Origin of the sequence: Acrocarpospora phusangensis, from assembly GCF_016862995.1 — a bacterium.
GTDB lineage: Bacteria > Actinomycetota > Actinomycetes > Streptosporangiales > Streptosporangiaceae > Acrocarpospora > Acrocarpospora phusangensis.
In genome coordinates this window covers 47154-59363 of record NZ_BOOA01000019.1, presented here as the reverse complement: position 1 = coordinate 59363, position 12210 = coordinate 47154, and the positions used below count along the sequence as shown (strand labels likewise).

Sequence of the window (12210 nt, the reverse complement as noted above, 5' to 3'; positions counted from 1 at the left end):
CTAGGCCAGGCCGTTCCTGGCGATGACCTCCCGGAACCAGTGCGCGCTGTCCTTGGGCAGCCGCTCCAGGGAGTCGTAGTCCACCCGGACCAGGCCGAAGCGCTTGTGGTAGCCGCGCGCCCACTCGAAGTTGTCCAGCAGCGACCAGACCAGGTAGCCGCGCAGGTCCGCGCCGCGCTGGATGGCGCGGTGCGCGGCCCGGAAGTGGCCGTCCAGGAAGGCGATGCGGTCGGTGTCGGCCACCCGGCCGTCCCTGACCACGTCGTCGTAGGCCGCGCCGTTCTCGGTGATCATCAGTGGCGTGCCGGGGTAGTCCTGGCTGAGCCGGACCAGCAGGTCCTCCAGGCCGGACGGGATCACCTCCCAGCCCATCTCGGTGGGCACGCCGTGCGGCGGCAGCCAGGCGACGCCCTCGCTGCCCGGATACTCGGCGTGGCCCGGCGAGGCGGGGTCGGCGGCCAGCCGCGCGATCGTGTAGTAGTTCACGCCCAGCACGTCGATCGGCTCGTACGGCAGATCGTCCAGGTCCAGGTCCGTATATTTCGCGATGTGGGCGCGGACGTCGTCGGGGTAGCCGCCGCGCAGCACCGGGTCCAGGAAGAGGCGGTTGGCCAGGCCGTCCATCAGCGTGACCGCCTCGGGGTCGCCGGTCATCGGCGTGAGGTTGAGCGTGACGCTGAGCTCGGCCGCGCCGCCCGCGCGCAGCGCCCGTACGCCGAGCGCGTGGGCGCGCAGCAGGTTGTGGGCGGCGGTGAACGCGGCGGCCGGGTCGCTCACGCCGGGGGCGTGCCGGCCGGAGCCGTACCCGACGAAGGCCGAGACCCAGGGCTCGTTGAGGGTCGTCCAGGTGGCGACGCGGTCGCCCAGGCGGTGGTGGACGATCTCGGTGTAGTCGGCGAAGCGCTCGGCCGTGTCCCGGTTCCGCCAGTCCAGCTCGGCCGGCAGGTCCCAGTGGTAGAGCGTGGCGATCGGGGAGATGCCCCGGGCCAGCAGCTCGTCCACCAGGCGGTCGTAGAAGTCGAGGCCGGCCGCGTTGATCACGCCGCCCGGCAGCACGCGCGGCCAGGCGATGGAGAACCGGTAGGCGTGCAGCCCCAGATCCTCCATGATCGCGACGTCCTCGCGGTACCGGTGGTAGTGGTCGCAGGCCACGTCGCCGGTGTGGCCGTCGGCCACCTTGCCCGGCGTGTGGCAGAACACGTCCCAGATGGACGGCCCCCGGCCGTCCTCGCGCACCGCTCCCTCGATCTGGTACGACGCCGTGGCCGCACCCCAGACGAATCCTTCGGGGAAAGTGACGGCCCCGGAACCTCTGGAATCACCGGAATCAGCGGTCAACGTGTGCTCTCCCTGATCGTGAGTCGTGGCTCCAGCAGCATCGAGTCCGCCGGCAGCCCGTCGAGCTTTGCCATCAGCAGCCTAACCGCCTCATGTCCGACATCCTCGGCTGGAATCAGCACGGAGGTGAGCGCGGGGCTCGCCCGTTCGGCCACGTCGTCCGGGCAGATCGCCACCACGGACACGTCCTCCGGCACCGACCGGCCGAGCGCGCGCAGCGCCGCCAGCACGTGCCCGACCGCCGCCTCGTTGTGGACCACCAGGCCGGTCAGGCCCGGATGCCGGTCGAACAGGAGCTTCACCGTCTCGGCGACCTCGTCGTAGGTCTCCTCGCACGGGACGGCGACCGCCGTCAGGCCCCTGGCCGCGGCCGTGAACCCGGCCCTGGTGCGCTCCGCGAAGCCGGTGCCGCGCTCGTAGACCACCCGCGGCGCGCCCAGCAGCGCGATCTCCCGGTGCCCGCCCGCCGCCAGGTGCTCCGCGCAGAGCGCGCCGGCCCGTGCGAAGTCCAGGTCCACGCAGGTCAGCCCGTCCGCGTCGGCCGGGAAGCCGATCAGCACGCTCGGCTCGCCGAGCTCCCGCAGCAGCGGCACCCGCGGGTCGCGCACCTCCACGTCCATCAGCAGCAGCCCGTCCACCAGCGCGCTCGCCGCCACCCGCTGGATGCCCTCCGGGCCCTCGTCGGCGGTCATCAGCAGCACGTCGTGGTCGAACTGCCGGGCGGTGGCCACCACCGAGGTGGCGAACTGCATGAGCACCGGCAGGTTCATGCCCGCGCGCAGCGGCAGCACCAGCGCGATCACGTTCGCCCGCTTGCTGGCCAGCGCCCGCGCCCCGGCGTTCGGGTGGTACCCCAGCGCGCGCACGCTCTCCAGCACGCGCTGCCGGGTGGTCGCCGAGATGGCCCGCTTGCCGCTCAGCACGTACGACACCGTGCTGACCGCGACTCCGGCGTGCCTGGCCACGTCGGCGATGGTGACCGTACGGACTTTCCTCACCGGCCCAGCCTGAGCGTGCGCAACGTGACTCCTTCGTTCTCGAACACCACATAAAGATCGCGCACCCCGGTCACGGGCGAAAGGGCGGTCCCCGCCTCGACGAAGTCGTGACCGCCCGCGGTGGGCCGTACGGTGACCGTGCCCAGGACCTCGCCGTGCAGCGGATCGTCCAGGCGGAGGGTGAGCACACCGCCCTCGGTGCTGGCCGCGCTGAGCACGGCCTGCTCCGGCCGGTCGCCCAGGTCGGCGTCGCGGAAGGCGATCCAGGCCCCCGGCGCGGCCGAGCGCACGGCGTCTCCGCGTTCCCTGGCGGCGTCACACAGCACTATTCCGTCGTACTCGTCATGGTCGGCCGCGTCCAGCCCGCGTACCTGCCGCGGCGGCACCCGCTCGCCCTTGACGGTGAACGGCGCGCACAGCCGTACGTCGCGGCTGGAGGCGCCCACGAGCACCTGGTGGGTGGCGTCCTCGATCACGAAGCGTCCCCGGGTGACGTCCCAGAACGCCAGGTCCGCGACCGGCACCTGGATCTCGACGACGCGGCTCTCGCCGGGCGCGAGCCGTACCTTGCGGAAGCCGCGCAGGGCGCGGACCGGCTGTTTGACGCGGGAGCGCTGCTGGTGGGTGTAGACCTGCACGACCTCCTCGCCCGCGCGCCAGCCGGTGTTGGTGACGGTCACCCGGACGGTGAGGGTGTCGCCGGGGCCGAGGTCGTCACCGGCCAGGGTCAGGTCGGCGTAGCCGAAGCGGGCGTAGCTGAGGCCGTGGCCGAACGGGTAGAGCGGCGTGCCCCGGAAGTACAGGTACGTGGCGTCGGTGGCGATGATGTCGTAGTCGAACAGGTCGGGCAGTTCGCCGGCCGAGCGGTACCAGGTCTGGGTGAGGCGGCCGCCCGGGTCCTCGTCGCCGAACAGCACGTCGGCGAGGGCGTGGCCGTACTCCTGGCCGCCGTGCGAGGACCAGATGATCGCGGGCACGTGCGCGTCGGCCCAGTTGACCGCGAACGGGTAGCCGCTGGAGATCACCAGCACGGTCGCCCTGTTGGCCTCGTGCACGGCCCTGACCAGCTTCTCCTGCATCGGCGGCAGGGCCAGGTCGGCCCGGTCCTCGGTCTCCCTGCCGTTCACCAGCGGGTGGTCGCCGACCACGACGACGGCCACGTCCGCCGCCGCGGCGGCCTCGGCGGCCAGCGCCGCGCCGCTCTCCACCAGGTCCACGGTGAGCACGGTGGCCAGATCGGGGTCCTCGGTGAGGCGCAGGCTGCCGCCGTCGGCGGTGACGTACTGGTCGGTGGAGATGTGGCGGAGCACGACGCCGCGGAAGCGCTCCTCCATCCGGAAGGTCTGCCTGACCTCCCAGCCGTTGGGGCCCGGCTGGTCGTTGACCAGCACGCCGTCGTCGCCCACGCTGACGTGCCGGCCGTTGGCGACGCTGCGGAAGGCGTACGCGCCGCCGCCCCAGTCGAAGACGTCGAACTCGGCCGAGGCGCCGATGCCGAGCGGGCCGCCGGTGTAGTCGGAGACGGCGCTGACGTAGCCCTCCTCGGCCCGCAGCGTGACCCGGTCCACGCCCTCGCAGTAGACCGTCTCGCAGCGTTCGGCGATCCCGTTCCTGGCGGTCACCCGGTAGGGCAGGGTGCCGCTGTACCAGTCCTCCAGCAGCACGTCGGCCAGCGGGCCGATCACCGCCACCCGCTTGGGCGCGCAGAGCGGCAGCAGGCCGTCGTTCTTGAGCAGCGTGATCGACTGCCGGGCCGCCTCGCGGGCCAGCCGCTGGTGCTCGGTGCAGTTGACGACGTCCTCGCCGATCTCCTCGTACGGTTCCACCGGGTCGAACTCCCCGAGCCTGGTCCGGACGGCCAGCGCGTGCCGGACCGCGGCGTCCACGTCGGCCTCGGTGATCAGCCCCCGGTCCAGGGCGGTCCTGAGGTGCCCGAGGGTGGCGGCGGTGCTGGCGTCGTCCTGGGTGAAACTGTCCAGGCCCGCCTTCAGCGCGTGCGCGTACGCCTCGGCGGGGTCGTCGTGGTAGGCCTGGGTGCCGAACAGGTTGGCGGGGGCGTACGCGTCGGAGACCACCAGCAGGTCCTGGGCGGCCCAGGCGCGCAGCACGTCGTTGATCAGCGGGGACAGGTGCGCGGGACGGCCGTTGACCAGGTTGTAGCTGGGCATCACCGCGACGGCCGCGCCGGACTCGATGGGCGGCCGGAAGGCGCGCAGCTCGTACTCGTGCAGGACCCGGGGCGGCAGGTTGCTGGAGCTGACGCAGCGGTCGGTCTCGTTGTTGTAGGCCAGGAAGTGCTTGAGGGTGGGCGCGGTCTTCAGCACGGGCCCGTCCCCGCGCAGGCCGGTCGCGTACGCGGTGCCCATCACCCCGGTCAGCCACGGGTCCTCGGAGTAGCCCTCCTCGTTGCGCCCCCAGCGCGGGTCGCGCAGCGGGTTCACCACCGGCGCCCACACGTTGCGCCCGGCCCCGGCGGGGTCCTTGCGGTGGAAGGCGATCACCTCGTCCGCGGTGGCGGCGCCCACGCTCCGTACCAGCTCGGGGTTCCAGGTGCTGGCCAGGCCGATCGCCTGCGGGAAGACCGTCGCCGGGCCGAGCCAGGCCAGGCCGTGCAGGGCCTCCGTGCCGGTACGGAAGCTGCGCAGGCCGAGCCGTTCCACCGGGGCCTGGTACTGGTGCAGCAGCCCGATCTTCTCCGCCAGGGTGAGCCGGGCGAGGAGGTCGGCGACCCTCGACTCCGCGGGGAGGCTGGGATCGCGGAACGGCTCGGACATTGGGATCCACCATCCTCGGTGTCGAAGCGCTTCGATGAACGGGCGAAAGAAAGCGCCTCAATCGAAGCGCTTCGATTAGGTATCACCCAGATGAAATCGGCCTCACACCCGAAGGGTGCCGCTTGACGAACCTTCGGTCAAGACCCATTTGTCGGGGCTGTCAGCATGATCAACCGAGCGCGGGAAGCCTGCCCGAATCGACGGAGTCGAGGACCCTGGCCGCCGCGCCGAGCGCCCCCGCGCCGTGCCCCAGCGTGGAGACGACCAGGCGGCAGCCGCCTCCCCCGGGGGCGATCGAGCGGCGGAACAGCTCCTCCTCCGCCCGCTTGTGCACCCACGGCGCCAGCCGGACGAAGTAGCCGCCCAGCACGATGACCTCGGGGTTCAGGGTGTTCGCCAGGATCGCCACGCCGGTGCCGAGCGCGCGGCCCACCGCGTCGAAGGAGGCGAGGACCTCCGCGTCGCCCGCGCGGGCCCGGCGCAGCACCTCGTCGAGCTCGGGCTCCAGCTCCGCGGGCGGCACCCCGGGCGGCAGCACCGCGCCGATGCCGGCCACCGCCTCCAGGCAGCCCCGCCGGCCGCACCGGCAGAGGGGGCCGTCCGGCTGGACCTCGATGTGCCCGATCTCGCCGGTGTAGCCCTGCCCGCCGCGCCGCAGCCGCCCGTCCATGATCACGCCGGCGCCCACGCCGGCCTCGCCCGTCAGGTAGACCAGGTCGGTCACGCCGCCGTGCGGGCCGAAGCGCAGCTCCGCCAGCGCGCCCAGGTTGGCGTCGTTGTCGACCAGGACGGGGAAGCCGGGATCGCGCATCGCCTTGGTGAGGTCGCCGCAGAGGTCGACGTCGCGCCAGCCGAGGTTCGGCGCGAGCCGTACTGAACCGTTCACGTCCACCAGTCCCGGCACGGCGACCGTGAGGCCGAGCACCTGGCGGGCCTCCTTGGCCATCCGGCTCACCACGCGGCGCGCGATGGCGGCCATCCCGGCGACCGCCTGGGCCGCCGAGGCTGTGCCGCCGGGGAAGGAACGCCGCCAAGACAGCAGCTCCTCGCCCTTGAGGTCCACCGCGACCGCGGTCAGGTAGTCCACGTTGACCTCGATGCCGATCGCCGCGTACGGCGAGCCGTCCAGCACCAGCATGGTCGCCGGACGCCCGACCCGGTTCTCGGTCAGACCGGTCTCGCGCAGCAGCCGCCGGTCGATGAGATCGGCGACCAGGCTGGAGACCGTAGCCTTGTTCAGGCCGGTGGACGCGGCGATGTCAGCGCGGGAACAGGGTGAGTTCTCGCGGACGAACCGCAGGACGACGGCCAGATTGGTGGCGCGGACGTCGGTGAAGTCGGCCGGCTGAGGCCCGTTGTGCGAAGTGATCAAAGTCAGCCCCGTTCCTGCTCGGGCTCATCATGCCTCATGCGCCCCCGATCCGGCCTCTGTCATCCGCTGTCATCCGCTGTCATCAATCTGTGATCGGGTCCCGGGGGTCCGCGGGGGCGAAACCTTGTGGTAACCGTCACCCTCGACTAATTTGTTTGGTCGAAAGACGAACTAACTCTACCGCGTAGATGTGGTTCTCCGCACCCCTCTCCAACACGCACGAACCTAAAGGAAGGGAGCGCGTCGTGACGCATTCCCCCGATGGCGCGACTACCACCCGGCGCGGGTTCCTCGCGCTCGCCGGCCTCACCGCCTTATCGGCCTGCGCCGCCCCCTCCGGGCCCAAACCCGGCGCGGCCAAGGCGACCGCCGCGGCCATGGACAAACTGACCTCGCTGGTCCCCAAGTTCGTCCCGCTCCAGGCGGTCAAGCCCGACATCACCAGCAGCGTGCCCGGGTTCGGCCGGGACGGCTTCCTCAAGTACCCGACCGCCCTGGTCGACTCCATCACCGCCAAGCCGGGCAAGGGCGGCACGTACAAGGTCATGGTGCCGACCTGGAGTCCGCTGCCGCCGCCGCTGGGCAGCAACTCCTACTACGACGCCGTCAACACCGACATCGGCGCCACCATCGACTTCAACTACCTCGACGGCATGACCATCCATGAGAAGCTGCCCACCCTGCTGGCCGGCGGCGACGTCGCGGACGTGACCACCGTGCCCGGCTGGGCGCTGACCGCCGTGCCCGACTACTCCAAGGCCGTGGACGGGCTGTTCGAGGATCTCACGCCGTACCTGGCCGGGGACATCTCCTCGAAGTATCCGGCGCTGGCCGCGATCCCCACGCTGGCCTGGCAGTACTCGGTCTTCAGTGGCAAGCTCAAGGCCGTGCCCGCGTGGCCGACGCCCATGTTCGGTCTGGTGCTCTTCCACCGCAAGGACCTCTGGGACAAGCTCGGCCTGACCGCGCCCAAGTCCGCCGACGAGTTGTTCGAGATGGGCAAGCAGGCCACCGACCCCAAGGCCAAGCGCTGGGCGTTCAGCGACGTCTTCGAGATCATGCGGGAGATCTACCGGGTGCCGCGCAAGTGGCGTAAGGAGGCGGGCAAGCTCGTCCACGCGTACGAGACGCCGGAGTACGAGGCCACGGTCGCGTGGATGCGCAAGGTCGTCGATGCCGGCCTGGTGCACCCCAACGTGCTGTCGGCCAAGCAGGCCGCCGACACCAAGGAGCTGTTCAAGTCCGGCCAGGTCCTGGTGGCCTCGGACGGCTTCAGCTTCTGGGCCGAGACGCTGATCCAGATGTCCAAGGAGGACCCCGACTTCTGGATGGAGCCCCTCCCGGTCTTCGGCGGGGACGGCGGCAAGCCCGAATACCGGGTCAACCAGGACCCCAGCTACACCTTCATCAAGAAGGGCACCCCGAAGGAGAAGATCGAGGAGCTGCTCTCGCTGTTCAACTACTTCTCCTCCCCCTTCGGCACCCAGGAGCAGCTGCTGTTCAACAACGGCGTCGAGGGCAAGCACTTCACGCGGGACGCCGCCGGCGCGCCGCAGCAGACCGAGCTCGGCCCCAAGGAGATCGTCGGCAGCTACGTCTGGCTCGGCGGCCGGATCGACCCGATCTTCGAGTCCCAGGCCCACCCGAACTACGTGCAGGCCGCCACCACCTGGTGGAACTCCGCCGTCCAGGTACGGCACCAGGACCCCTTCGACGGCATCCGGGTCCAGGAGCCCGGCGACTTCACCGCCGCGGTGAAGCCCTTCGAGGACAAGGTGACCGACATCATCCGGGGCCGCCGCGACGTGAGCACGCTGTCCCAGGCGATCGACGAGTGGCGCAAGGGCGGCGGCGACGCGGGCCGCGAGTTCTACCAGAAGGTCCTCACCGACAATGGCCGTGCTTAAGAGCCGCACCGACTCGGAACCGGCGGGTGACCTGACCTCACCCGCCGGCTCCGCCCGCCGCAGACCGCGCCCGGGAGCGCTCCCGTTCCGGGCTCGGCTGCGGCGGGACTGGCAACTCCTGGCGATGACGCTGCCGGCCGCCGGCCTGGTGCTGGTGTTCCACTACGTGCCCACGCTCGGCAACGTCATCGCCTTCCAGGACTACACCCCGTACGACGGGGTCGCCGGCAGCCCCTGGGTCGGCCTGTACAACTTCCAGTGGCTCTTCTCCGACCCCGAGTTCTGGCAGGCCCTCCGGAACACCGTCACGATCACCACGTTCCAGCTGGTCTTCTACTTCCCGGTGCCGATCGCGCTGGCGATCCTGCTGGACAGCGTGCTCTCCAGGAAGCTGCGCCTGTTCATCCAGGGCATCGTCTACATGCCGCACTTCTTCTCCTGGGTGCTCGTGGTCAGCCTGTTCCAGCAGATCCTCGGCGGGGCCGGGCTGCTCGCCCAGACGCTGCGGCAGCACGGCCACGAGCCCTGGGACATCATGACCAATCCGGACGCGTTCCTCGTGCTGGTGACCGCCGAGTCCGTCTGGAAGGACGCCGGCTGGGGGACGATCATCTTCCTGGCGGCGCTGGCCGCCATCAACCAGAACCTGTACGAGGCCTCCGCCGTGGACGGCGCGTCCCGGTGGCGGCGGATGTGGCACATCACCCTGCCGGGCCTGCGCCCGGTCATCCTGCTGCTGCTCATCCTGCGCCTCGGCGACGCGCTCAACGTCGGCTTCGAGCAGTTCTTCCTGCAACGCGACGCGGTCGGCGCGCACGCGGCCGAGGTGCTCGACACCTTCGTCTACTGGCGCACCCTGATGACCGGCGCGTGGAGCTACGGCGCCGCGGCGGGCCTGTTCAAGGGCCTCGTCGGGCTCATCCTCATCGTGATCGCCAACAAGGTGGCGCACAGGTTCGGCGAACAGGGAATCTACAAACGATCATGAGTACGCGACCGACCTGGCAGGAGCGGCCCACGCTGTTCGGGCTGACGATCAAGGGCTTCCTGCTCACCCTCATCGTGCTGTGCATGATCTACCCGATCTACGTGGTGATCCTCACCAGCGTCTCCACCGCGCAGGCCGTCACCGAGGCCGGCGGCCTGGTCACCCGCCCCAGCGGCCTGTCCCTGGACGCCTACCGCGAGCTCTTCGGCGGCGGCGTCGTCACCCGCGCCGTCCTGGTCAGCACCGGCGTCACCGTCGTCGGCACCGCGGTCAGCCTCGGCCTCACCATCCTGGCCGCGTACGGCCTGTCCCGGACCAACTCGCTGTTCCACCGGCCGCTGCTGTTCCTGTTCCTGCTGACCTTCCTCTTCACTCCCGGCATGATCCCCAGCTACCTGCTGGTCCGCGAACTCGGCCTCATCGACAGCTACTGGTCGCTGATCCTCCCGTCCGCGATCAGCGCCTTCAACCTGGTCGTCATGCGCGCCTTCTTCATGAACATCCCCGGCGAGGTCATCGACAGCGCCCGCATCGACGGCGCCGGCGACTTCCGCATCCTCGGCCGCATCGTCCTGCCCATGTCCAAGGGCGTCACCGCCGTCATCGGCCTCTTCTACGCCGTCGGCTACTGGAACGCCTTCTTCAACGCCGTCCTCTACATCAACGACAACGCCAAGTGGCCTCTCCAGCTCATCCTCCGCCAGTACGTGCAGCAGGGCATGAACCTCGTCCCCAACACCCGCACGTACGACACCGCCACCGGCGCCCTCCCCCCGAACCTCGCCATCAAGATGGCCATCGTCGTGGTCGCCCTGGTCCCGGTCCTGATCATCTACCCCTTCGTCCAGAAGCACTTCACCAAGGGTGTGATCATCGGCGCGGTCAAGGGATGACCGGTGGCGGGCCTCCCTTCGTGATCAATCCGCGAAGCGGGCCACGCGGCGGAGTTTGTTCATGGCGTCGAGGGCGGCGACCTTGTAGGACTCGGCGAGGGTGGGGTAGTTGAAGACCGCGTCGACGAGGTAGTCGATGGTGCCGCCGCAGCCCATGACGGCCTGGCCGATGTGGATGAGTTCGGTGGCGCCGGTGCCGAAGACGTGGACGCCCAGGAGGGAGCGGTCCTCGGCGGAGACCAGGAGCTTGAGCATGCCGTACGTGTCGCCGATGATCTGGCCGCGGGCGAGTTCGCGGTAGCGGGAGATGCCGACCTCGAAGGGGATGCTGGCGTCGGTGAGCTCGTCCTCGGTGCGGCCGACGAAGCTGATCTCGGGGATGGTGTAGATGCCGATGGGCTGGAGCAGGTGCATGGCGTTCACCGGCTCGTCGCAGGCGTGGTAGGCGGCCAGCCTGCCCTGTTCCATGGAGGTGGCGGCGAGGGCGGGGAAGCCGATGACGTCGCCGACCGCGTAGATGTGCGGGACGGAGGTGCGGTAGTACTCGTCGACGGTGATGCGGCCGCGGGCGTCGGCGGCCAGGCCGGCCTCGCCGAGGGCCAGGTTCTCGGTCATGCCCTGGCGTCCGGCCGAGTACATGACGGTCGCGGCGGGGATCTTCTTGCCGCTCTCCAGGATCGTCAGGGCGCCCCGCTCGCGGCGTTCCACCGCGGCCACGCTCTCGCCGAACCGGAAGGTGACCGCCAAGTCGCGCAGGTGGTACTTGAGGGCCTCGATCACTTCGAGGTCGCAGAACTCGAGCATGCGGTCGCGGCGTTCGACCACGGTGACCTTCGTGCCGAGGGCGGCGAACATGGAGGCGTACTCGATGCCGATGACGCCCGCGCCGACCACGACCATCGAGTCCGGCACCCGGTCCAGCTCCAGGATGCCGTCCGAGTCGATGATCGTCTGGCCGTCGAACTCCACCGTGTCCGGCCGGGCCGGCCGGGTGCCCGTGGCAATGATGATCTTGTCAGCGGTGACCTTGGTCTCCCGGCCGCGTTCGTCGATCACCGCGATGGTGTGCGGGTCCACGAAGTGCCCCGAACCGGTGAGTACGGTGACGTGGTTGCGGGAGAGCTGGTTGCTGATCACCTCGACCTCGCGGCCGACCACGTGCTGGGTCCTGGCCGTCAGGTCGGAGACGGTGATCTCTTCTTTGACTCGGTAGTTGCGGCCGTACATCTCGCGCTGGCTGAGGCCGGTCAGGTACAGCACGGCCTCGCGCATGGTCTTGGAGGGGATCGTGCCGGTGTTGATGCACACGCCCCCGATCATGTTCCGTCGTTCGACGATCGCCACCCGGCGTTCCAGTTTGGCCGCGGCGATCGCGGCCTTCTGCCCACCGGGCCCGGAACCGAGAACAAGCACATCAAAGTCGCTCACACCGCAAGTGTGAGCGGTTGGCGCAGTAGGGTGAAGACCCTGACCGCCCTTCACCTGACGAATGACGATTTGTTGCTTGGTGGCAACTTCGCTGTAAATATCCGGCGGGGTGCAATCGAGGGACAAGCAATCGTCAAGCGCGTACCGGAAAGATCCCATCCATGTGGAGAGACACCCCTGAGTACCTCGGCGAGCTGCTCATCTGGGAGATCGAGGACTACCTCAGCGCTCAGACCGTCCAGCCCGAGCGGGCCAGGGTGGCCTTCATCCGGCTGGCCGACGAGTGGGCGGCGGCGTCCATCGGCGCCGAACTGGAGACGGGCGGCAGCTTCTACGCGGCCGCCAAGCGCGCCGACTCGCTGGGCATGACCGTCCCGGGCGACATGTTCGGCATCGTCACCCGCGACGAGCACCCGGAGATCTTCAAAGCCGTCCCGGGGACGACCTTCCCGCCCGTGCCCGATGGGAATGGTTTCGTCATCATCCGGCTGGTCGCGTTCGAGCTTTAGGAA

9 protein-coding genes are annotated in these 12210 nt (G+C 69.9%); 4 read left to right on the top strand and 5 right to left on the bottom strand.

The genetic code is table 11. From position 1 onward, the window contains the following. The 4 genes from Aph01nite_RS13875 to Aph01nite_RS13860 form a co-directional block, all read right to left on the bottom strand. Nucleotides 1-1338, bottom strand: a complete 1338-nt coding sequence (locus Aph01nite_RS13875) for a GH1 family beta-glucosidase (protein WP_204041269.1) — start codon at nucleotides 1336-1338, stop codon at nucleotides 1-3. Next, entirely contained in the window at nucleotides 1335-2336 is a 1002-nt protein-coding gene (locus Aph01nite_RS13870; protein ID WP_204041268.1) for a LacI family DNA-binding transcriptional regulator, read from the bottom strand. The genes Aph01nite_RS13875 and Aph01nite_RS13870 overlap by 4 nt, the downstream gene beginning before the upstream one ends. Next, on the bottom strand, nucleotides 2333-5110 hold the full coding sequence (locus Aph01nite_RS13865) for a glycoside hydrolase family 3 protein (protein WP_204041267.1): 2778 nt from the start codon (nucleotides 5108-5110) through the stop codon (nucleotides 2333-2335). The genes Aph01nite_RS13870 and Aph01nite_RS13865 overlap by 4 nt, the downstream gene beginning before the upstream one ends. Before the next feature lie 169 nt (nucleotides 5111-5279). Beyond that, on the bottom strand, nucleotides 5280-6482 hold the full coding sequence (locus tag Aph01nite_RS13860; protein ID WP_204041266.1) for an ROK family transcriptional regulator: 1203 nt from the start codon (nucleotides 6480-6482) through the stop codon (nucleotides 5280-5282). A 245-nt stretch (nucleotides 6483-6727) separates the two neighbouring features. Here Aph01nite_RS13860 and Aph01nite_RS13855 point away from each other — a divergent pair, with 245 nt between their 5' ends. From Aph01nite_RS13855 to Aph01nite_RS13845, 3 genes are read left to right on the top strand one after another with little or no spacing between them, the layout of a single operon-like run. Next, nucleotides 6728-8389 carry a type 2 periplasmic-binding domain-containing protein gene (locus Aph01nite_RS13855; protein WP_204041265.1) on the top strand — a complete coding sequence of 554 codons (1662 nt, stop codon included), beginning with the start codon at nucleotides 6728-6730 and terminating at the stop codon, nucleotides 8387-8389. Next, nucleotides 8376-9377: an ABC transporter permease gene (locus Aph01nite_RS13850; RefSeq protein ID WP_204041264.1), complete on the top strand. Its 1002-nt coding sequence runs from the start codon at nucleotides 8376-8378 to the stop codon at nucleotides 9375-9377. The genes Aph01nite_RS13855 and Aph01nite_RS13850 overlap by 14 nt, the downstream gene beginning before the upstream one ends. Continuing rightward, a complete protein-coding gene (locus Aph01nite_RS13845; protein WP_204041263.1) occupies nucleotides 9374-10270 on the top strand; it encodes a carbohydrate ABC transporter permease in 897 nt (298 codons plus the stop codon). The genes Aph01nite_RS13850 and Aph01nite_RS13845 overlap by 4 nt, the downstream gene beginning before the upstream one ends. 24 nt (nucleotides 10271-10294) lie before the next feature. On the opposite strand, the gene sthA is transcribed toward Aph01nite_RS13845, so the two are convergent. Further along, a complete protein-coding gene (gene sthA / locus Aph01nite_RS13840) occupies nucleotides 10295-11698 on the bottom strand; it encodes a Si-specific NAD(P)(+) transhydrogenase (RefSeq protein ID WP_204041262.1) in 1404 nt (467 codons plus the stop codon). Nucleotides 11699-11859: 161 nt separating this feature from the next. Here sthA and Aph01nite_RS13835 point away from each other — a divergent pair, with 161 nt between their 5' ends. Further along, a complete protein-coding gene (locus Aph01nite_RS13835) occupies nucleotides 11860-12207 on the top strand; it encodes a peptidylprolyl isomerase (protein WP_204041261.1) in 348 nt (115 codons plus the stop codon). Nucleotides 12208-12210 lie beyond the last annotated feature (3 nt).